General features: G+C 70.1%; 18 protein-coding genes, 1 tRNA gene and 1 riboswitch. Of the genes, 2 read left to right on the forward strand and 17 right to left on the reverse strand.

Going from position 1 to position 19,974, the window contains the following annotated elements; translation table 11 throughout:
• Positions 1-8: 8 nt before the first annotated feature.
• From PMI02_RS05850 to PMI02_RS05865, 4 genes are all read right to left on the reverse strand, one after another.
• A complete protein-coding gene (locus tag PMI02_RS05850) occupies positions 9-416 on the reverse strand; it encodes a DUF2141 domain-containing protein (RefSeq protein WP_007680081.1) in 408 nt (135 codons plus the stop codon).
• Positions 416-1,180 carry a sterol desaturase family protein gene (locus PMI02_RS05855; RefSeq protein ID WP_007680088.1) on the reverse strand — a complete coding sequence of 255 codons (765 nt, stop codon included), beginning with the start codon at positions 1,178-1,180 and terminating at the stop codon, positions 416-418. The genes PMI02_RS05850 and PMI02_RS05855 overlap by 1 nt, the downstream gene beginning before the upstream one ends.
• A 303-nt stretch (positions 1,181-1,483) precedes the next feature.
• Entirely contained in the window at positions 1,484-2,896 is a 1,413-nt protein-coding gene (locus tag PMI02_RS05860; RefSeq protein ID WP_007680090.1) for a DEAD/DEAH box helicase, read from the reverse strand.
• Between the two features lie 284 nt (positions 2,897-3,180).
• Positions 3,181-3,666 carry an MmcB family DNA repair protein gene (locus PMI02_RS05865; RefSeq protein WP_007680093.1) on the reverse strand — a complete coding sequence of 162 codons (486 nt, stop codon included), beginning with the start codon at positions 3,664-3,666 and terminating at the stop codon, positions 3,181-3,183.
• A 115-nt stretch (positions 3,667-3,781) separates the two neighbouring features.
• Between PMI02_RS05865 and PMI02_RS05870 the strand changes: the two genes are divergently transcribed.
• Positions 3,782-3,858: transfer RNA gene (locus PMI02_RS05870), tRNA-Arg, on the forward strand.
• Between the two features lie 39 nt (positions 3,859-3,897).
• Here PMI02_RS05870 and cobU read toward each other — a convergent pair.
• Genes cobU through PMI02_RS05915 form a run of 9 tightly spaced genes read right to left on the reverse strand, consistent with a single transcriptional unit; the run spans position 3,898 to position 12,408 of the window.
• Complete coding sequence (cobU, locus tag PMI02_RS05875; RefSeq protein ID WP_007680096.1) at positions 3,898-4,404, reverse strand: bifunctional adenosylcobinamide kinase/adenosylcobinamide-phosphate guanylyltransferase; 507 nt, start codon at positions 4,402-4,404, stop codon at positions 3,898-3,900.
• A complete protein-coding gene (locus PMI02_RS05880; RefSeq protein ID WP_007680101.1) occupies positions 4,401-5,858 on the reverse strand; it encodes a cobyric acid synthase in 1,458 nt (485 codons plus the stop codon). The genes cobU and PMI02_RS05880 overlap by 4 nt, the downstream gene beginning before the upstream one ends.
• Positions 5,846-6,790, reverse strand: a complete 945-nt coding sequence (cbiB, locus tag PMI02_RS05885) for an adenosylcobinamide-phosphate synthase CbiB (RefSeq protein ID WP_007680102.1) — start codon at positions 6,788-6,790, stop codon at positions 5,846-5,848. The genes PMI02_RS05880 and cbiB overlap by 13 nt, the downstream gene beginning before the upstream one ends.
• Entirely contained in the window at positions 6,783-7,766 is a 984-nt protein-coding gene (gene cobD, locus PMI02_RS05890; protein ID WP_007680103.1) for a threonine-phosphate decarboxylase CobD, read from the reverse strand. The genes cbiB and cobD overlap by 8 nt, the downstream gene beginning before the upstream one ends.
• Positions 7,763-8,473: an adenosylcobinamide-GDP ribazoletransferase gene (locus PMI02_RS05895; protein WP_007680104.1), complete on the reverse strand. Its 711-nt coding sequence runs from the start codon at positions 8,471-8,473 to the stop codon at positions 7,763-7,765. The genes cobD and PMI02_RS05895 overlap by 4 nt, the downstream gene beginning before the upstream one ends.
• Positions 8,470-9,030, reverse strand: coding sequence for a histidine phosphatase family protein (locus tag PMI02_RS05900; RefSeq protein ID WP_007680105.1), 561 nt, complete (start codon positions 9,028-9,030; stop codon positions 8,470-8,472). Before PMI02_RS05900 ends, PMI02_RS05895 begins: the two co-directional genes overlap by 4 nt.
• Positions 9,027-10,043 (reverse strand): nicotinate-nucleotide--dimethylbenzimidazole phosphoribosyltransferase, encoded by a 1,017-nt coding sequence (gene cobT / locus PMI02_RS05905; protein ID WP_007680107.1) that lies wholly within the window; start codon positions 10,041-10,043, stop codon positions 9,027-9,029. The genes PMI02_RS05900 and cobT overlap by 4 nt, the downstream gene beginning before the upstream one ends.
• Positions 10,040-10,447: a DUF1636 domain-containing protein gene (locus PMI02_RS05910; RefSeq protein WP_007680110.1), complete on the reverse strand. Its 408-nt coding sequence runs from the start codon at positions 10,445-10,447 to the stop codon at positions 10,040-10,042. Before PMI02_RS05910 ends, cobT begins: the two co-directional genes overlap by 4 nt.
• Complete coding sequence (locus PMI02_RS05915; RefSeq protein WP_007680113.1) at positions 10,447-12,408, reverse strand: TonB-dependent siderophore receptor; 1,962 nt, start codon at positions 12,406-12,408, stop codon at positions 10,447-10,449. The genes PMI02_RS05910 and PMI02_RS05915 overlap by 1 nt, the downstream gene beginning before the upstream one ends.
• A gap of 114 nt (positions 12,409-12,522) precedes the next feature.
• A riboswitch (cobalamin riboswitch) is annotated at positions 12,523-12,717 on the reverse strand.
• Between the two features lie 73 nt (positions 12,718-12,790).
• On the opposite strand from PMI02_RS05915, the gene PMI02_RS05920 reads away from it, so the two are divergent.
• Complete coding sequence (locus PMI02_RS05920) at positions 12,791-14,107, forward strand: cobyrinate a,c-diamide synthase (RefSeq protein WP_007680115.1); 1,317 nt, start codon at positions 12,791-12,793, stop codon at positions 14,105-14,107.
• On the opposite strand, the gene mdoH is transcribed toward PMI02_RS05920, so the two are convergent.
• The 4 genes from mdoH to PMI02_RS05940 form a co-directional block, all read right to left on the reverse strand.
• A complete protein-coding gene (gene mdoH, locus PMI02_RS05925) occupies positions 14,086-15,918 on the reverse strand; it encodes a glucans biosynthesis glucosyltransferase MdoH (RefSeq protein ID WP_007680119.1) in 1,833 nt (610 codons plus the stop codon). The two genes, PMI02_RS05920 and mdoH, sit on opposite strands and share 22 nt — an antisense overlap.
• Entirely contained in the window at positions 15,915-17,402 is a 1,488-nt protein-coding gene (locus PMI02_RS05930; RefSeq protein ID WP_007680123.1) for a glucan biosynthesis protein, read from the reverse strand. The genes mdoH and PMI02_RS05930 overlap by 4 nt, the downstream gene beginning before the upstream one ends.
• A 95-nt stretch (positions 17,403-17,497) precedes the next feature.
• Positions 17,498-18,691: an efflux RND transporter periplasmic adaptor subunit gene (locus PMI02_RS05935; RefSeq protein ID WP_007680126.1), complete on the reverse strand. Its 1,194-nt coding sequence runs from the start codon at positions 18,689-18,691 to the stop codon at positions 17,498-17,500.
• Positions 18,684-19,559, reverse strand: a complete 876-nt coding sequence (locus PMI02_RS05940) for a TolC family protein (protein ID WP_007680130.1) — start codon at positions 19,557-19,559, stop codon at positions 18,684-18,686. The genes PMI02_RS05935 and PMI02_RS05940 overlap by 8 nt, the downstream gene beginning before the upstream one ends.
• Positions 19,560-19,974 lie beyond the last annotated feature (415 nt).

Consider the following 19,974-nt stretch of genomic DNA (forward strand, 5'->3'; position numbering starts at 1 on the left):
AAGCCCGGTCAGAGAAGATATCGCATCCGGATCGCCAGGCGAACAGTCTCGCCCGCCACGTCCACGGCGGCGTGCTCGAACTTCGGCGGTCCCATGCGAACCGCAGCATCGCGTGAGAACCCGTAGCCCTCGCGCGGGATTCCCAGCCGGGTGTCGAGCTTGCCGTTGCCGTTCTCGTCATGGATGACCGAGACGGCATATCGCCCCGCCGGTACGGCCCCGAAGTCGAGGTGGACCTCGGCGGCGGCGGGGACGGTCAGCTTGCGGGCGAGCGGGTCCTTGTCGCAGTCGGGAAAGGCGTCGGCGCGCGTGGTCAGGCAGGCGAGGACCTGGCCCTTGTCCGACCGCAGTTCCGTCACCGTCACCTGTACCAAGGTCGGCGGGACGCCGGTCGCGGTGAGAACCGCCGCCGTCATCAGCGCGGCACCGCACGTGGCGAGGCGTCCTGCGCCAGTCCGTCCGAGAGCCCCCGGTCCGTGCCGCACAGGTGATCCCAGTGGCGAAAGTAGAGCCCGTAGTTGCATCGATAGCTTTCGTGGTGCCGGTGGTGGTGGCTGGCCGTTATCAGCCAGCGGCCGATGCGCGATTGCACCAGCGGGCGGGGAAACATCTCCCAGCCCATGTGATTGGTGATGCCCATGACGGTCATGATCGTGAGCACCGCGCCCAGCGCGCCGACGTGGATCGGCACGAAGAACACGAGCGCCGGGACTACCACTGCGCCCGTCAGCGCCTCGAGCGGATGGAAGCTCATCGCCGCCCACGCCGTCGGCGGGCGGCTGGCATGGTGCACGGCATGGGCGAGCTTGAACACGCGCGGGCGGTGCATCCATCGGTGGGTCCAGTAGAACCAGGTGTCGTGGAGCAGGAGGTAGACGAGCACCGAGACCGGCAGCCAACACAGCGGCTGGGCACGGACATCGGTGTAGATGCGGGTCCAGCCATGCGCCTGCCAGCCCCAGGCGACCACGCCGGCCGGAATCCCGTAGATCGCCGCCGAGAGCAGCGACCATAGGATCTCGCGCCGGATCTGGCTGTCGAGGCCGTCGTAATGGCCGGGCCTCACCCGCCCGGTGATCCAGGCGAACAGGCCCGAAGTCACCAGATACCGCACGCCGACGATGGCCGTCATGGCGGCGGCGGAAGCGATGATTGCCGTGAGGGGAGCGTCGAGCGCCATGGGCGCCGGACTAGGCTTTGTCGGGCGGCAGGGGAAGAGAAAAGGGAAGATATGTCGGCGGGGCGGTGCTCACCCCTCGTCCCAGCGAAGGCTGGGACCGCCGGCAAGGCCGAGCCGCTTCAAGGCGAACGCTGGCTGTCGGAAAGCTATCGCCTCGAGGGTTCGCGGCGATCCCGGCCTTCGCTGGGATGACGGTATGTCGGGAGCTGAAAACGAAATGGGCGCGCAGCATGGCTGCGTGCCCAATGACGGCGGCAACGGAGTCCGGGGCGTTGGCCCCGGGACTACCCTACCAGAAGTGCCTCAACCGGCGCGGCGAACCGCGCCCTTGTGCGCGCCGAGACCCTTGGGGCCGCGCGGACGGAAGCGGCGCTTGCGCTCGCCTTCCTCGCCGCCGGCAGCCTGGCGATCGCCCTGGGGACGGTCGCTGCGCTGGCCGCCACGGCCACCCTGGCCGCCGCTGCGACCACCGCCCTGGCCGCGACCGCTACCCTGCGGCTGGGCCGGGGCGGGACGGGCGGGGGCGGGCAGGCGGGCCGCCTGGTTCTGGAAGTCCTCGGGCAGGGCCAGCGGCTCGAGCTTGATGCGGGTCAGGCGCTCGATGTCGCGGATATAGGGCTTCTCGTCCGGCGCGACGTAGCTGATGGCGACGCCGGTGGCGCCGGCGCGCGCGGTGCGGCCGATGCGGTGGACGTACTGCTCGGCGACGTTCGGGATCTCGTAGTTGTAGACGTGGCTGACGCCCGAGACGTCGATGCCGCGCGCCGCGATGTCGGTGGCGACGAGGACGCGGATGGCGCCCTGGCGGAAGCCGCCGAGCGCGGCGGTGCGCTGGGCCTGGCTCTTGTTGCCGTGGATCGCGGCGGCCGGGATGCCGGCGGCGACGAGGTGGCGCACGATGCGGTCGGCGCCGTGCTTGGTGCGGCTGAACACCAGCGCGCGGTCGATCGCGCCGTGGGTGGCGTTCTCGGCGGCGTCATCGGCGAGGCCGGCGCGCAGGCTGAGGGTCAGCAGCGCCTGCTTCTCGGCCTGGTTGATCGAGGTGGCGAACTGCTCGACACGCTCGGCGGTGGTCGACTGCGGGGCGACCTCGACCTTGACCGGGTTGTTGATGAACTGGCGGCCGAGGTCCGCGATCGCCTGCGGCATGGTGGCCGAGAAGAACAGGCTCTGGCGGCCGGCGGGCAGCATGTTGGCGACGCGCTTGAGCGGCACGATGAAGCCGAGGTCCATCATCTGGTCGGCTTCGTCGAGCACGAAGATCTCGACGTGCTTGAGGGTCAGCGCGCGCTGGTCGATGAGGTCGAGCAGGCGGCCGGGAGTGGCGACGAGGATGTCGACGCCGCGCTCGAGCGCACGGGCCTGCTTGCCTACCGGCACGCCGCCGAAGATGCACTGGATGGTGAGGTTCAGGAACTTCGCATAACCGCGCATGTTGTCGGCGATCTGCGCAGCCAGCTCACGCGTGGGCGAGAGCACGAGCATGCGGCAGCCGGCGTTCTGGCGCGGCTTGGGATCCTGGGCGAGGCGGTGCAGCGAAGGCAGCGAGAACGCGGCGGTCTTGCCGGTGCCGGTCTGCGCGATGCCGAGCAGGTCGCGGCCTTCGAGCAGGGCCGGAATGGCCTGGCGCTGGATCGGCGAGGGATCGGTGTAGCCCTTGACCTGGAGCGCGCGGAGAATGGGCTCGGCAAGGCCAAGTTCGTGGAAATAGGACATCAAGTCACTTTCAAAAGTGCACGGGGGCGCACAGCTTCCGAAAAGACGAGGCTTTCGAAGAAGAGCGCGCGCACGGCAAGGTGTCGTTACGGGCGACCCTGCGTGAGGAAGGAAGCTTGAGTGGTGGCAATCGTTCGTCCGGGCCGGTCCTGGCGGCTGGCGCCATGACCTCACGCTGCTCACGGATTGCGGCGGGAAAATCCCCGCGCGCCGGTTGCTGAGTTGCCACATAGGGTGCGTTGCAGCGAAAAGCAAGAAAATTGCGCGTCCTGCCTTCGCAGGGGTCAGACCTCGGAGCCCCATTGCGCGGTGTGCGGATCACCCAGCGTCACCAGCCGCCGCAGCGAGGCGCGTGCGAGCCGCTCGGTTTCCACCTTGCGGCGGGCGGCGGCGAGCTGGTGCAGCGGCGCGGGGCGCAGGATTTCGGCGTCGTAGCCGTCGGCCACGATCACGCCGCAGCGCTCTGGCAGGAACGCCGCCGTCTCCAGCGGGGCGCGGTCGAGCGCGGGGGAGAGGCCCCAGTAGAAGCGGTCGCAGTAGTCGAGGTAGTCGGGCCACTTGCCGTCACCCAGCAGATCCGCGCGCGAGACCTTGATCTCGACGATGATGACATGGCCCTTCGCGTCGATCCCCATGAGATCGGCGCGCCGCCCGCAGCGCAGCGGCATTTCGGGCATGCACCAGATGCCGTTGCGGGCGAACAGGCGACAGATTCCGCGCGAAACGTCGGAAGCGGTGCGCAGCAGGGGGAGAGAATCGGCTTCGGCCATGGCACCCATAATAAGAACATACAGGGAACTGGCAAGCCATGACGGTAAGGGTGTCGTAAGACGCTCAAATTGCCGCTGGAAACCCCCGCCGCCCTCTGCTAACCGCCCTGTCGTTGCACCCGTAGCTCAGCTGGATAGAGTGACGCCCTCCGAAGGCGTAGGCCACTGGTTCGAATCCAGTCGGGTGCACCATTTCTCTCTTTTGTGAGCTTCAGGCTCGGATTCCGAGCGTCACTTCAGCTTGAGTGGCAGACCCGCCGCGACGAACTGCACCTCGTCCACCAGCGCGGCGACCGTCTGGTTGAGCCGCCCGGCTTCGTCGCGGAAGGCGCGGGCGAGGGGGTTTTCGGGGACTATGCTCAGGCCCACCTCGTTCGAGACGAGGACGAGGGGCACCGGGCAGCGGCGGATCGCCTGGCCCAGCGCGGCGACGGGGTCGTCCAGCGGCATTTCCGCCAGCATCAGGTTCGAGAGCCACAGCGTCAGGCAGTCGACGAGGATCGCGCCGGCCTCGGCTCCCGCGCGCTCGATCGCGGCGGCGAGGTCGAGGGGTTCCTCCAGCGTCGTCCAGCGCGACCCGCGGTCGTCCTGGTGGCGGGCGATGCGGTGGGTCATCTCGTCGTCGAACGCCTGCGCGGTGGCGATATAGGCGAGGGCGCCCGGATGCGCCTCCACGCGGGCCTGCGCATAACGGCTCTTGCCCGAGCGCGCGCCGCCGAGGACGAACAGCGAGGTCATGCGCCTATCCCTGCGAGAGCCAGGAGGCCGTCGATATCCAGATGCTCCTCCATCGCCGCCGCCAGCGCGTCGAGCGCGGTATCCACGCGCGCGTCGTGGTCCACACCGTCCGAGGCGCTGCCGATCCGCTCCAGCAGCGCGCCGCGAAAGGGGGGTTTCGCCAGCAAGCCGTGGCAGTAGGTGCCGAGCACGAGGCCGTCGCGGCTGGTGGCGCCATCGTCGCGGCCGATGTCGAGGCGGGCAAAGGCCCGCGCGGTATCGGGCCCCTGCGTCACGCCCATGTGCATTTCGTAGCCCGTGAAACGGCCGCCGAGCGCGCTCCCCTCGACCTGCGCCAGGGCCTTGCGGTTGCCCAGCACGGTGGTCACGTCGAGCAGGCCTAGCCCGGCGACCTCGCTCGGCGGTCCCTCGATCCCCAAGGGGTCGGCGATCGTGCGGCCGAGCATCTGGTAGCCGCCGCAGATGCCGAGCACCGCGCCGCCACGCCGGTGGTGGGCGAGCACGTCGATGTCCCAGCCCTGCGCGCGCAGGAAGGCGAGGTCGGCGATCGTCGCCTTCGAGCCCGGCAGCACGATCAGCGCGGCACTAGACGGGATCGGGCTTCCGGGCGGGATCATGGCGACTTCGGCGCCCGGCTCCTGCCGCAGTGGGTCGAGGTCGTCGAAATTGGCGATGCGCGGCAGGATCGGGCAGGCGACGAGCAGCTTGCCCGGCCTGGCGCCCAGCCCGCGTTCGAGCACTACCGCGTCCTCGCTCGGCAGCTGCGCGACCTCGGGCACCCACGGCAGCACGCCGAACCCGCGCCAGCCCGAGAGCCGCTCGATCGCTTCATAGCCATCGGTGAAGAGGGCAGGTTCGCCCCGGAACTTGTTGATGAGGAAGCCTTTTATCATCGCCGCGTCCTCTCGATCGATCACCGCGCGGGTGCCGACGACGGCGGCGATCACCCCGCCCCGGTCGATGTCGCCGGCCAGCACGACGGGCACATGGGCCTCGCGCGCGAAGCCCATGTTGGCGATGTCGCCGGCCCGCAAGTTGATCTCCGCGGGTGAGCCCGCGCCCTCCACGATCACGAGGTCGCAGCGCGCTTCGAGGCGGCGATAGCTGGCCAGCACTTCGCCGAGCAGCGGGCGGCGCGCCTCGCGGAAATTGGCGGCGCCCAGCGTGCCGCGCACCTGTCCGTGGACGATCAGCTGCGAGGTGCGGTCGGCCTGCGGTTTCAGCAGCACCGGGTTCATGTCGACATGGAGCGGAGCCCTTGCAGCCAACGCCTGCAGCGCCTGCGCGCGGCCAATCTCGCCGCCCTCGGGCGTGACGGCGGCGTTGTTCGACATGTTCTGCGGCTTGAACGGCAGCACGCGCAGGCCCCGGTTGGCGGCGGCGCGGCAGAGCCCGGCGACCAGCACCGACTTGCCGACGTCCGAGCCGGTTCCCTGCAGCATCAGCCCGGCCATGAAGCTGCTCCCATCAGCGCGATCGCTCCCAGAATGACGCAGGCGCGCCGGTAGACGGTGAGGGCGCGGCCGAGGTCGGCGGCCTGTACGTCCCGGCCCTCCTTCCCGATCCACGGCTTGTCCGCAAGCACGCCGTCGTAGGCGATCGGCCCCGCGAGCCGGACGCCCAGCACGCCCGCCATCGCCGCTTCGGGCCAGCCGGCGTTGGGCGAGGCGTGGGCGGCGTGGTCGCGCGCCATCGTGCGCCAGCCGCCGCTTCCGGCAAGGCACAACAGGACGCCGGACAGGCGCGCGGGGATCAGCATGGCAAGGTCGTCGATGCGCGCGGCGGCCCAGCCGTAGGGGCCGTAGGGCTCCTCGCGGTGGCCGATCATGCTGTCGGCGGTGTTGATCGCTTTCAGTACCCATACGCCCGGCAAGCCGAGCACGAGCAGCCAGAACAGCGGCGCGACGACGCCGTCGCAGAAGCTTTCGGCCAGGCTCTCGATGGCGGCGCGGGTGACGCCGGGCGCGTCGAGACGCTGCGTGTCGCGCCCGACGATCATGCCCACGGCTCGGCGGGCGGCGGGGAGGTCGCCTGCATTCAGTGCGGCGCGGATCGGGCGGACATGATCGTCGAGGCTGCGCGCGGCCATGGCGGGCCATGCGAGCAGGGCGAGGACCGGCCAGGCCCAGGCGCCCGCCAGCGCGCGAACGAGGGCCTCGACCAGCGCGGCGGCTGCGGCGGTCAGGACGATGAGCAGGGCCATCGCGGCCAGCCCGGCGAGGCGGCGGCGGTGATCGGGCCATTCCCGGCGGTTCAGGCGGCGGTCGGCAGCGCCGATGAACCTCGCAAAGAGGCCGACCGGGTGCCCGGTCACGGCATGGAGTCGCGCGGGCCAGCCGAGCAGGGCCTCGATGGCGAGAGCGGCGGCGGCGATCGGCTCAGCCATGGCGGAGCGCACGGCTCAGGCGGTCCAGCGCTGCGGGGTCGGTGGGGACGCCAAGGCGCAGGGTGTCGGGACGCTCGGCGAAGGGGCGGGTGAGGATGCGGGCCTCGGCGAGCAGGGCGAACAGGGCCTGCGCGTCGCAGCCGGTCAGGTAGCGGAATAGCGGGCAGGCGCCTTGCGGGGTGAGGCCGCTGCGTTCGAGCACGGCGTCGAGCGCGGCGGCGCGGCGGGGGAGGTCGGCACGGGTGCGCGCGGTCCATTCGGCGTCGGCATAGGCGGCGCGGCCGATCGCCAGCGCGGCGGCGTGGACGGGCCAGCTTCCCAGCAGGAGGCGCAGGCGCGCGGCGAGGGTCGGCGGCGCGATCACGAAACCGAGGCGCAGGCCCGCGAGGCCGAAGAACTTGCCGAACGAGCGCAGCACGATGAGCCTCGCTCCGGGGCGGACCTCGGCGGCGACGCTGGCGTCGGGGTGGCAGTCGGCGAAGGCTTCGTCGGCGATGAGCCAGCCTCCGGCGGCGGCGATCCGGGCGTGCCAACCCAGGATATCGCCCGGCGCGCGCAGCAGGCCGTCGGGGTTGTTCGGGTTGGCGAGGACGACGACTTCGCCGTCCTGCGGGACCTGCGCGAAGGCGATCGGGCGGGACCGGGCGAAAGCCTCGGCATGGGTGCGGTAGGCGGGGACGAGCGCGCGGCCGGGGCGGTCCAGCATCCCGGCGAGCAGGCGCAGCGCCGTCTCGCTGCCGGGCACGGCGCAAGTGAGCGCCGCGTCGGCGCCGAAGTGGCGCGCGGCCTCGGCTTCCAGCGCGGCGAGGGCGTCGGGGTCGGGCAGCGCGGTCCAGTCGGTGGCGGGGGCCCTGTCGAGGGGCCAGGGCACGGGGTTGAGGCCTGTCGAGAGGTCGAGCCAGTCCCCCGGCTCGCCGCCGAACCTGCGCGCGGCTTCGGCCAGGCGGCCGCCGTGGTGGAGGAAGGCCGAGGTCATGGCAGCAGCACCAGCGCGGCCAGCAGCACGGTCTCGACCAGCTCGATCCCGGCGCCGTGCCCGTCGCCCGAAATCCCGCCGAGCCGGCTGCGCAGCCACCAGCCCCACAGCGGCACGGCAACGAACAGCACCAGCAGCGGCGGCGCCAGAGTGGCGGAGGCGATGATGGCGATGACGCTCCAGAGCGCGAGGTGGATGGGTCTCACGCCGGAGCGGAAGCGGGCGCCGAGCCCCTCGTGCAGAGGCGGCAGGTACAGCGTCCAGGCGATCGGGGCGATGCGGGCAAGGACGGGCACCGCGACCAGCGCGGCTACGTGCGCGGCGGGCAGCGCGTGGAGCAGCACCAGCTTGGCGATCAGCTGCAGCACGATCACCACCACCGCGAAGCTGCCGACGTGCGGGTCGGCCATGACCGCCGACAGTCGCTCGCGCCCGCCGTGCGCCGCGCCCGCGCCGTCGGCCACGTCGCCGAGGCCGTCGAGGTGGAGGGCTCCGGTGATGGCCACCCAGCCGGTGAGGCCCGCCAGCGCGCCGAGCCACGGGTCGCGCATTTGTAGGAGCCACCATGGGAGGGCCACCGCAATGCCCACCGCCAGTCCCGCCGCCGGAAACCAGCGCATGGCGGCGGCGAAGTCCTCGCGGTCGGCCTCGACCTGCGGGAGCGGGAGGCGAGTGAGGAACTGCAGGGCCAGAATGAGGTGCTTCACGCCTTCAGTCCCACGATCTGCGCGGCCTCGCCCGGCCAGACGCGGAGCGAGAGCACGCAGGAATAGGGAAGGTCGAAGGCCCAGACCTGCCGATGTTCCATGTGGAACAACACCGACAGCGCCGCCCGCATCGCGCCCGCATGGGTGACGACGAGGCTTGGCCCGTCCAGCGCCGACAGCGCCTGTCCCACCCGTCCGCGCAGCTGCGACCAGCGCTCGCCGCCCGGCGGGGCGTGGGTTTCGGGGTCGTCCCAGAAGCGGGCGTGGGCGGCGGGGTCGACCTGAGACGGCGCGAGGCCGGTCCAGGCGCCGAAATCGAGTTCGCGCCAGCGCGGGTCGACGGTGTGGGGGAGCCTGCGCGCCTCGGCGACCTCCATGGCCGGGTCCAGCGCGCGGACGAGGTCGGAGGAGACGACCTGGGCGAAGTCCAGGCCTAGCGCCCCGTCCACGCAGCGCGCGGTGCCGGAGGGCAGCGGCGCATCGTCGCGATGGCCGAGCAGCAGGCCGGGCACCGCCGGCGCGCCGTGGCGCATGAGGTGGACGAGGAAGCCGCTCATCGCGCTCCCGCCACCGCCGCTTCCTCGAACGTCGCCATCTCGTTGTGCGCGGCGAGCGCGGCCTGCACGATCGGCACGGCAAGCGCGGCGCCGCTGGCTTCGCCGAGCCTGAGGCCGAGGCGCAGCAGCGGTTCGAGGCCGAGCGCTTCGAGAAGCCGGCCGTGGCCTGCCTCGGCGGAGCGGTGCGCGGCGATGCAGTGGTCGGTGAAGGCGGGATTGTCCCGCGCCAGCGGCAGGATCGCGGCGGAAGCGATGAAGCCGTCGAGCAGGACCGGCACGCGGGCGAGGCGGGCGGCGAGGATGGCGCCGGCCATCGCCGCGATCTCGCGCCCGCCGAGGCGGCGCAGGGTCTCGAAGGCGTCGGTGCAGGCCGCGCCATGGAGCGCAAGCGCGGCTTCCACCGCCGCCGCCTTGCGGGCAAGACCCCTATCATCGAGCCCGGTCCCGCGCCCGACCCATGCGCCGGCCTCGCCGCCGAGTTCCTGCGCGCACAGGGCAGCGGCCGGCGTGGTGTTGCCGATGCCCATCTCGCCGACAAGGAGGAGCTGGGTGCCCGCCTTCAGCGAGGCGGCGCCCGTGTTCAGAGCGTCGAGGCAATCGGCCGCGCTCATCGCGGGCTCGCGGGTGATGTCGCCGGTGGGGCGGTCGAGATCGAGCGCGACGACCGAGAGTTCCGCCCCGCAGGCGCGGGTGAGTGCGTTGATCGCGGCGCCGCCGGCCTCGAAATTGGCGACCATCTGCGCGGTCACTTCGGGGGGATAGGCGCTCACCCCCTGCGCGGCGACACCGTGGTTGCCGGCGAAGACGACCGCCTGCACCCGGTCTGCGCGCGGGCGCCCGGTGCCCTGCCATCCGGCCATGAACAGCGCGATGTCCTCCAGCCGCCCAAGCGAACCGGCGGGCTTGGTGAGCCGCGACTGGCGGTGCCAGGCGGCGTCCCGGCTGGCGGCGTCGGGCCCGGGCAGGGCGGCGAGCGCGGCAGCGAAGGCGGCGGGATCATCGAAGCGGATCATGTGCAGACGAAGCCTTCGGGCGGAGTGCGGGTGATGAAGTGGCCCTTCACGCCCTGCGGCCATTCGCGGAACGGCACGCGGCCCTCCTCGCTGGCGGCGTGGGCGGCGGCATATTCGAGGATGGCGCGGGCGGCATCTTCGCCCGGCACGAAGTCGCCCAGCACGTAGCCGACCTTGCCTGGCGCGCGGATGTGGACGGTGCAGGAACGGGTGCAGGCGAAGAGGCAGGGCATGACCTGGATAGCCACCCCCTGCAGCTTCGGATCGGCGGCCTGCACTTCGCGCATGGCCTGTTCCAGCAAGGCCCCGCCGCGCCGGCCCTGGTCGTCCTCGCGCGCTTCCACGCTGAGCTTGCAGGTATTGCAGACGACGACCGAAGGGCCGGGCGCGACAGGTTCGAGCATCAGAAGCGGCTCCTTATGCCGAAGGTCACGGTGCGGCCCAGCGTGCCGTAGCCGGCAACCGTCTCGTAGTCCTTGTCGGTGAGGTTCTCGGCGCGGGCCTGCACGATCAGGCCGTCCGTAACCTGCCACTGCGCGCGCAGGTCGAGCAGCCAGTAGTCGTCGAGCTTGGCGGTGCCGGTGGCGGCGTTGAAGCTTGTCCCCGAGTAGCGCGCCGCGACGCTGGCGCGAAGCCCCTTTGGCAGCTCGATCCCGGCCTCCGCATTGGCGAGGTGACGCGGCACGCGCTGGAGCTGGCGGCCATAGGTGGCACCGGGGGTGCGGTCCTCGGCCTCGATCCAGCTGTAGTTGCCGTTCGCGAACAGCACGCCCAGCTTGCCCGAGGCGGAGAGCTCGAGCCCGCGCGCCTTGGCCGCCTTGACGTTGGCGTAGTAGCCGAAGCGCGTGGTCGTGGTGCCGGGGATATAGCAGATGGCGGGCTGCGCGCCTGAGGTCGGGCAATAGGCGAAGTCGATCAGGTTGTCGGTATCGCGCTGGAACCAGGTCGCGCCGAGGTGCAGCGCCTCTCCGAAGTTCTGCTCGGCAGCGACTTCCCAGCCCTTCGCCTTTTCGGGCGAAAGCTCGGCGACGCCGTAGATGCTGAACAGCTGGTAGAGCGAGGGGGCCTTGTAGCCTTCCGAGTAGCTGGCGCGCAGGACCGTGGCGCCCGCGTTGGGGGTGTAGACCGCGCCCGCGCTCAGCACGGTGTTGCTCCCGAAGCGCGACTGGTCGGAATAGCGCGCGCCGCCGTTGACGGTGAGGCCGGTGACGGGCGTGACGCGCAGTTCGCCGTAGACGCTGTTGGTGTCGACGCTGGTCGGCGTCAGCAAGTAGGGCACGGTGTTGTTGCCGGGCGAGGCGGTGGTCATCCGCTGTTCCTCGCGCTCGGCCCCGAACACGGCCTGGATCCTATCGGACGCGATGTAGGTGCCCTGATATTCGTAGCGGCGGACCCGGCCGTGGGCGTCGAAGCTGATCTGGCGAATCTTGCGGGCCGGATCATAGTTGGCGCGGTCGGTCTCGCCCTGGAGGAACGCCACGCGGTTGACCAGCTTGCCGCCGAGCAGCGCGAAGTTGAGCCCCGCATAGCCCGACCATTCCTTCGTCAGGCCATAGGCAAGGGTGTCGCCGCTGGTGCCGTCGAAGTCGTTGTTGGACTTCGACCAGTAGCCGCGCAGGTCGAGGCTGACGCCCGGCGCGACGCGCACCGTGACCGTGCCGCTGGCGCCGGTGCGGGTGTAGCCGTCGGCCTCCGTGCCGTTCGAGCGGGCCGAGATACCGTCGGTGGTGAAGCGCGAGGCGGCGAGGCGCCAGTCGATCGCCTCGGACGTGCCCCCCACCCCGGCGCGGGCGGAGACGGTGTCGTGGGTGCCGGCCTCCACCGCGACGCTGCCTTCGAGCGGCTCGGTCGGGCGGCGGGTGCGCACGTTGACGACGCCGCCGATCGCGTCGCTGCCCCACAGGATCGACTGCGGACCGCGCAGGATCTCGATCCGGTCGATGTCGTCGAGCAGCAGATTGGAGAAGCCGTAGCCGCCCGCGGTGGACGAAGGGTCGGACAGGCGCATGCCGTCGATCACCATGACGCTCTGCCCGGCGTCGGCGCCGCGGATGCGCAGCGAGGTGGTGGTGCCGTAGCCGCCGTTGCGCGACAAGCTGATGCCCGGCGTGCGCAGCAGCGCGTCGGTCACTGCGACCGGCTGGAGCGCGACGATCGCCGGCTCGTCGAGCACGGTGACAGTCGAAGAGACGCGGGTCGCGGCGACGGGGGTGCGAAGCGCTGTGACGACGATGCGGTCCGCGGCGCCGTTTCCGCCGCCCATGTCGCTCTCGGTGTCGTTCGGGTACGCTTCGGTGTCGTCACGGGCCAGTGCGGGATTCGCGGTGAGAGCGAGCACAGCGACGGCGGTAAGTCTATGATACAACTGGTATTTCCTTCAAGCAGACGGCATCGACCCCGCAGGCCGGAGGGCCCACGAGGCTGTGGCTGTCGTCACGCGAGGAATTGACCCCCGTTCGCCCGGCACACCCTGTCCGGTCGAAGAACGACTGCGTCAGGCAGGTCTCCTGGCTCACGGGTCAGTGCCGATTCGGCCGCCTTCTCAGGACCTTAGGGGGTCCCAATGGCGTAATGGCCGATGGCTCGCCGCTTACAGTTGCAGGGGCAGCCTCGGGGCTTTCACCCGAGTTCCCTTTTGATCCCCTCGCGGGGAACCTGTCGCAAGGGCGGCAACTATCGTGCGGAGAGCCAGGGCGCAAGTGGCCGATGCTTGCGCGGGAGGGCCGGTGCCAATAGGTGCCGGGGCGATGAAAGATGATGATATCAGGCATTGCCCGGCGCTGCTGGTCGCCGCCCCCGCCTCGGGGCAGGGCAAGACGCTGGTGACCGCCGCGCTCGCCCGCCGCCACCGTGATGCCGGGCGGCGGGTGCGGGTGTTCAAGTGCGGCCCGGATTTCCTCGACCCGATGGTGCTGGAGGCGGCCAGCGGGGCACCGGTGCACCAGCTCGACCTGTTCATGTGCGGCGAGGCGGAGTGCCGCAGGCTGCTCCACGAGGCGGCGGGAGAGGCGGACTTGATCCTCGTCGAGGGCGTCATGGGCCTGTTCGACGGCGACCCCAGCGCCGCCGACCTCGCGCAGCGCTTCGGGTTGCCGGTGCTGGCGGTGGTCGATGGATCGGCGATGGCGCAGACCTTCGGGGCGCTCGTCCATGGTCTCGCAACGTACCGGCCGGGGCTGGACCTCCATGCGGTGATCGCCAACCAGGTGGGCAGCGAGCGGCATGCGCAGCTGCTGGAAGGGAGCGTGCCGGCGGGCGTGACCTGGCTTGGCGCCGTGCGGCGCGAGGCCGGCGTGGCGCTGCCCGAACGCCATCTCGGGCTGGTGCAGGCGAGGGAGGTGGGCGACCTCGAAGCGCGGCTGTCCCGCGCCGCCGCGCTGCTTTCGGACGCGGCGCTGCAGCTGCCGCCGCCCGTCGCTTTTGCGGCTCCGGCCTGCGCCGAGGCCGCGGTTTCGGGCCTTCAAGGCAAGCGTATCGCCGTGGCGCGGGATGAGGCGTTCGCCTTCCTCTACCCCGCCAATATCGCCTGGCTGGAGCGGGCAGGGGCCCGGCTTTCGTTCTTTTCGCCGCTGCGAGATGCTGCCCTGCCGGAGTGCGACGCATTGTGGCTGCCAGGCGGCTACCCCGAGTTACACGTGGAACAGTTGGCGGCCAACGCCCCGATGCTGGCGGCGATGCGGGCGCATCATGCGGCGGAAAAGCCGATCCTCGCAGAGTGCGGAGGCATGCTTTACACCTGCACGGCGCTGGATGATGGCAAGGGGACGCGGGCCGAAATGCTCGGGCTGATGCCGGGCAAGGTGACCATGCAGCCCCGGCTTTCAGCGCTAGGCATGCAGCAAGTCGAGCTGGAAGGCGGCATCTTGCGCGGTCACACCTTCCATTATTCGCGGCTGGAAACGCCGCTGTCGCCCTCGGCCCGGGCCTCGACCCCGGATGGCCGGGCGGGCGAGGCGATCTATCGGCAAGGCTCGCTCACCGCGAGCTACATGCACTTCTACTTCCCATCCGCCCCGCTGGCGGCGGCCGCGCTGTTCGCGCCTCAGGCCTCGACGACCGCCTGATCCTTGAGCGGGGTGAGCGGCTCGGGATTTGGCAGGCGCGGCGTTTCGGTGATGCCGGGCTCGGGCACTCGGAAGAACTTCGCCGCCGCCGCACGGTCGCCAAGCGCCTCGCTCGACGACGTGCTGATGAGCCAGGGCGAGGCGATCAGGCCGACGATGATGGGCGAGAGCCACAGCGCCGTCATAGGATCGAGCCACGCGGTGGCGGCCAGTGCCGCGCCCAGCAGCAGGTGTTCGCGCAGGTCCGGCAGGATCTCGCGCACCGGGATTCGGCGGGCGTCGCGCGACTGGGTGTTCCACCCGGCCGAGATGCCCAGCAGCAGGCCGAGCAGAGCCTTGGTCTGCGTGACCATCGTGATCGGGGCGAGCAGCATGCCAAGCGCGATTTCCAACGGCACGGTGCGCAGGATCGCGCTCGCGCCGCCGAAGCTGCGCCGACGATCGCGGTCGGCGAGCATCCAGATCGTGCCCATCGCCTTGGGGCCGAACAGCAGGACGAGCGTCAGGATCAGGACGCTCGGCGGGGCGAGAGTGACGAAACCGCCGGTATCGCGCGTCGCGACCTGGCCGATCATCGTCAGGATCAGCAGCAGCCAGCCAGGCGAGGTAAGGTAGGCGGAAGCGCCGATGAGCAGGTGCAGGCGGCTGGCCCAGTGCAGGCCCGAGGCGCCGAGCAGTTGGAGGTGCTGCAGGTTGCCCTGCATCCAGCGGCGGTCGCGGATCGCCATGTCGACGATGGTCGGCGGGAATTCCTCATAGGAGCCGCCGATCATGACCATGTGCACGGCCCAGCCGCGCCGCCGCAGCAGCGCGGATTCGAGCATGTCGTGGCTGAGGATGTGGCCGCCGAACGGCGCCTTGCCGGGCAGTTCGGGCAGGCCGCAGGATTCGGCGAAGGCGCGGGTGCGCACGATCGCGTTGTGTCCCCAGAAGTTCGATTCCGCGCCCGACCACCACAGCAGTCCGGCGCTGGCGATCGGCCCGTAGGCTTCGCTCGCGAACTGCATCCAGCGCTGGAACAGCGTGCGCGCATTGGTGATCATCGGCACCGTCTGCAGCAGGCCGATCGAGGGACGTTCCTCCATGATCGAGGCCATGCCGACGATGGTGTCGCCGCTCATCATCGAATCCGCGTCGAGGATCAGCATGCATTCGTAGGAAGCGCCGAAGCGGCGGACCCATTCGGCGATATTACCGGGCTTGCGCGCGGTGTTCTGCTCGCGGCGGCGGTAGTAGACCTTGATCGGCGCTTCTTCGGCGAGTTCGCGCCAAGCGGCTTCCTCGCGCTTGCCGTGGAAGGGGTTGGAGTCGCTGAGAATAAAGAAGTCGATCCACGGCGCGCCGCCCGAGGCGGCGATCGAGTGGGCCATGGCGCGGGCGCGGGCGAAGACTTCCTCGACGCCCTCGTTGTAGACGGGCATCAGCACGGCGGTGCGGTGGCGCAGGCTAGACGCCGGGCTGGGCAGGGCGGTGAAGCCCGGATGTTCGCCGGTGATGAGCTTGAGGAAACCGATCGTCGAAGTGACGAAGCCGAATGCGATCCAGCAGAACAGCGGCACGAAGAACAGCAGCAGCACGACTTCGACCCAGTCGAGCCCGTCGCGCGACAGCTCCATGCGCACCGTGCTCGAGGCGGCGAGGCCGATCACGGCCGTCAGCGCCAGCAGCAGCAGGCGCTTGACCAGCATGCCGTGCGGGCTGGTGAGCACTTCACGCGCGCCGGGCGGGTTGCCGTAGAGGTTTTGCACCGGCATCGCCATCAGCGCTTCGGCCGGCAGCATCGGCAGGCTTGGGACAGGGGTAACGCTCATGATTCGAGCGCCTTGATCACGGTTTCGCTGAGCGCGGTGTCACCGCGTTTCAGGAACAGACGAAACTGGGGCTGGCTCAAGTCCTTGATCCTCACGTCGAGCATGACGCGCCACCGCGCGCCGGCCTGTGCGACGGGATAAGCGACGGCGGAGACAATGGCTCCCTTGGGCAGGTCGGTTTCCGGCGTCACGCCGCTGTCGCGGGTCAGGCCGGAGAGCGAAGGGCCGGCGAAATCGAACACGAACTTACGCACGCCCGCGACCGGCGGAGCGCCGGGAATCCCGCCGGGACCGTCATAGACATCGACGCAGCGTGAGGCGTCGTCGGCGGTCGGGTCCTTCGACGTCCAGGTCAGGCGATAAGCGAAGTCGCGCCGTTCGCCGGCCTTCGCTGGCTTATCGCCGCGCCAGAACATGGCGATGTTGTCCATCGTCTCGTTCGCGGTCGGCATTTCGTAGAGGCACACCGCGCCCGCGCCCCAGTCGCCCCTGGGTTCGACCCAGAGCGAGGGGCGTCGGTCGTAGAAGACGCCGTCGTCCTGGTAATGGTCGAAGGCCTGGTCGCGCTGGAGCAGGCCGAAGCCCTTGGGCGACTGCGCCCGCAGCGAATGCAGCTTTGCGACTGGCGGGTTCTCGAGCGGGCGCCAGATGCGCTCGCCATTGCCCGCCCAGATCGCGAGGCCATCGGAATCGTGGATCTCGGGCCGCCAGTCCCGCTTGGCGGGCGGGCTGGACTGGTCGTACCAGAACATGCTGGAGGCGGCGGCGAGACCGAGCTGCTCGACGTCGTTGCGCAGGAACACCGCGGCGGTGACGTCCTGGGTCACGCCGGTCGCACTCTTGCGGCAGTCGAAGGCATAGGCGCCGGTGAGGCTCGGTCCATCGAGCAGGCCGTGGACGCGCACCGTGTCCGGCCCGGTCTGCTCGATCCAGAAGTGGGTGAAGGCGGGGAATTCCTCGCCCTTCGACAGCCCCGTGTCGATGGCGACGGCGCGCGCAGAAAGGCCATATTGGTCGCGCGATCCGGAGGAGCGGAAGTAGCTGGCGCCCTGGAAAGCGAGCCAGTCGCTTTTGCCGGTCGCATCCATGACGCGGAAACCGACCGGGTCGGTGTTGGTATCGCCCACGAAGAGGCCGGCGGTATCGACGATTTCGCGCGCCTGGCCGCCCTCGACTATGGCGATGCGGACGGGCTTGGGCGCGGTGCTCCGGGTGGCGGGGAACAGGCGGACATTGCCGGCGACCGATTCCGTGTCGCCGTAAGTCAGCTTGACGGCCGCGTCATAGTCGGCGGCGGCGCGCGGTGAATCGGGGGTTTCGACGTAACCCTTGCGCGCCTGGGCACGGGCAAGTGCGACCAGACGGTCCCACGAGAACGGGGCCGGGGCGCCGAGGCGGCCGCTGGTCGCTGCGAGGACTCCGCCGGGAAGAGCACTTGCCGCTGCAAGCGCTGCGAACAGCCTGACCGCCATGCGGCGCGACATCTGCGCGTCGATACTCAGAAAATGGACCCCTTGCTGGCGAGTTTACCTCGATGCCCAATACGCTCGGGCTGGGGTATTGTTGCACTGCAAACCTTTCAGCGGCCTGACTTGTCCGCTCCGCTCGTCGCGTCCCTCCACCCGATGATCACCTGATCGCCCGGTTCAAGGCCGTTTGCGAACACCTCCGTGCGCTTGCCGTCGCTGCTGCCGGTGCTGACGTAGACGCGGCGAGGCTCCCCGTCCTCGAGCACGTAGATCCGCTCACGTCGGTGGCTCTGGCCGGTCGCGGGTTCGAACTGCAGCGCCGGGTTGGGGACGAGAAGGACGTTCCGGCGCTGCGGGAACTCGATCTCCACCGTCGCCGCCATGCCGGGGCGGACCTTGGGGTCCGGCCGCTCGATCGTGAACACGGCGCGGGGCGGTGCGGACTGGGGCGGCGGGGTGACACGCAGGAGTGTCAGCGTCGCCGACTGCGGAGTATCTGGCATGGCGTCGAGACGCACCTGCGCCAGGGTGCCGGCCTTGATCGGTGCGTCCGACCGGCCGGTAAGCGGCACTTCCACCGTCAGCGGGTCCATCCCCGCCGCGATCGTGAACAGTGGCTGCTGCTCGGCCACCACCTGCCCGGGCTGGGCATGGCGCATGACGAGCGTTCCCGCGATCGGCGCGCGTACTTCGGAGCCGGCCTGCCTGGCGCGGTCGTCCTTGAGCTGGAGCTTCGCCGCCTCCACCTCTGCGCGCGCCGCAGAAACGCCAAGGTCGGCCTTTCGCGCTTCGGCGCGGGCCCGCTCTATTTCGTTGAGCGAAGGGGCGCGTCCGCCCGAGCGCTTCCACACGCTCTCGAAGCGGGCGAGGCGGCCTCCTGCATCCTGTGCGGAAACCCGTGCGCCTTCCAGCGCGGCCTGCGCCGCAGCGAGCCGCGACCGGTCGATCTCGACCATGTTGGCGACCTGTCCAGCGTCGATCACCGCAAGCAGCTCGCCCTTTTCGACCTCTCCGTCGGTCTTGCCGGAAATCCAGGTCATCCGCCCGGTCAGCCCGGCGTTGACCGTGACCTCGCCCGAACCGCGCACCTGTCCGCGCTCCGACACCAGCGGGGTCAGGTCGCCCCGCTCGACGGGCGCGGAATAATAGGGAGAGTCTTCGCCGGTCACGAAGCGCACGAAGAACGTGAGCGCGGCCAGCGCCGCTATGGCGAGCACCAGCAGGCTCAGCCAATGGCGCAGCACGTGGCGCGGCGCGGCGCCCAGCAGGGCGTCGAGCGGGGTATGCGTGTCTTGCTCAGTCACAGCCGGCGGTCACCGTTATCGTTTCGTCCGTAGCGGGCGGAACGGGAGCAACCACCGGCGCGAGCCCCTCTCGCGCCCAGCCTTGGTCCTGGCCCGACCACAGGTCCAGCGTCGCGGTCACCCGGCCGGCACGCGCATCGAGCAGCGCGAGATCGACGGCGGTGGTCGCCGCCTCCGCGACATAAAGCGTGGCAAAGCCGCCGGCTCCGCTGCGATAGGCATTGCGGGCATCCCTGACCGTCCGCCGCGATTCCTCGAGCGCCTGCGCCAGGCGGGCCTCACGCAGCACACCGTCGGCCAGGGCGGCGCGGCGTGGGTCGTCGGGAGCGGCGATGGCTAGGGGGTCTACGGGCGGATTGGGAATGGGCGCAGACGCACCAAGCCGGGCCGCCAACGCTTCCGGCGTATCACCCACGAGACGGGCGAGTTCTGTCATCGCATCATCGAGCCTGCCTTGCGCGAAGCCGAGTTCGCCTTGCGCAACCTCGTCCTGCGAGCGGGCGAGAGATCCATCGATGGCGGACGCGAGTCCGGCCTCACGCCGAAATTGCGCCACCTCCGCATTGTCCTTGTACTGACCGCGCAATTCGCTGCGCAGCGCGACGTCCTGCTGCAGGCGCCGAACATCGACATAGGCCAGCGCGATCTGCCTGGCGAGCCGGGCGCGCCTGGTGACCACGCGCTCCACCCTTTCGTCGCGCACATGGGGAGCGGCGTGAACGCTCTTGTCACCAAGGAGGCGGCCGAGCCGGGCACCGATACGCTTGGCATCCTGCTCCGTTTCTTGGTCGTAACGGCGCAGGGCGGAAACCTGGCAGGTCAGGTCCTCGCTACTATCCAGCCCCTGCTGCACGAGCGTCGAGAGCACAGGATCCCCGGCCTCCCGCCACCATGCGCGCGTTGTTGGAGCGGACGGGGTGCCCACCGACTCCATAGAAGTCGGTGCCGGAGAGCTGGCCACTTCGCGTCCCGCACCGCTGCATGCAGAGCTCGCGAGAACGAGCGCGAGCAAAGCGGCCTGACCCGAGCGGGCCCCTGTTCTGAACTTAATCGACACGTACAATGCGATAGCACCTGAGTCCGGCGAAGCAATCTTGCTGCGACAGCGAACGCGGCAAGGCGCGACTGGCTGCATGGTCGGTGTGCCGAATGGCGAGCGAGACGCGCACAAAATGGACATAAACCGGGCAAGACAGGCGGACCATGACCGCGATCTACCCGAAAACCCTTAGAAAAGTGCCAATCCGGAAGTTTCGTGAAGCTTTTTTGAAAAGGGGTGTTGA

This window comes from Novosphingobium sp. AP12 (genome assembly GCF_000281975.1).
Taxonomy (GTDB): domain Bacteria; phylum Pseudomonadota; class Alphaproteobacteria; order Sphingomonadales; family Sphingomonadaceae; genus Novosphingobium.

Coding starts and splice junctions, on each gene's coding strand:
- PMI02_RS05930 (WP_007680123.1), bottom strand. CDS start 17,402: ATGTCGCGCCGCATGGCGGTCAGGCTGTTCGCAGCGCTTGCAGCGGCA.
- PMI02_RS05900 (WP_007680105.1), bottom strand. CDS start 9,030: ATGAGCGGCTTCCTCGTCCACCTCATGCGCCACGGCGCGCCGGCGGTG.
- cbiB (WP_007680102.1), bottom strand. CDS start 6,790: ATGGCTGAGCCGATCGCCGCCGCCGCTCTCGCCATCGAGGCCCTGCTC.
- cobD (WP_007680103.1), bottom strand. CDS start 7,766: ATGACCTCGGCCTTCCTCCACCACGGCGGCCGCCTGGCCGAAGCCGCG.
- PMI02_RS05860 (WP_007680090.1), bottom strand. CDS start 2,896: ATGTCCTATTTCCACGAACTTGGCCTTGCCGAGCCCATTCTCCGCGCG.
- mdoH (WP_007680119.1), bottom strand. CDS start 15,918: ATGAGCGTTACCCCTGTCCCAAGCCTGCCGATGCTGCCGGCCGAAGCG.
- PMI02_RS05880 (WP_007680101.1), bottom strand. CDS start 5,858: ATGGCCGGGCTGATGCTGCAGGGAACCGGCTCGGACGTCGGCAAGTCG.
- PMI02_RS05910 (WP_007680110.1), bottom strand. CDS start 10,447: ATGCTCGAACCTGTCGCGCCCGGCCCTTCGGTCGTCGTCTGCAATACC.
- cobT (WP_007680107.1), bottom strand. CDS start 10,043: ATGATCCGCTTCGATGATCCCGCCGCCTTCGCTGCCGCGCTCGCCGCC.
- PMI02_RS05920 (WP_007680115.1), top strand. CDS start 12,791: ATGAAAGATGATGATATCAGGCATTGCCCGGCGCTGCTGGTCGCCGCC.
- PMI02_RS05865 (WP_007680093.1), bottom strand. CDS start 3,666: ATGGCCGAAGCCGATTCTCTCCCCCTGCTGCGCACCGCTTCCGACGTT.
- cobU (WP_007680096.1), bottom strand. CDS start 4,404: ATGACCTCGCTGTTCGTCCTCGGCGGCGCGCGCTCGGGCAAGAGCCGT.
- PMI02_RS05855 (WP_007680088.1), bottom strand. CDS start 1,180: ATGGCGCTCGACGCTCCCCTCACGGCAATCATCGCTTCCGCCGCCGCC.
- PMI02_RS05850 (WP_007680081.1), bottom strand. CDS start 416: ATGACGGCGGCGGTTCTCACCGCGACCGGCGTCCCGCCGACCTTGGTA.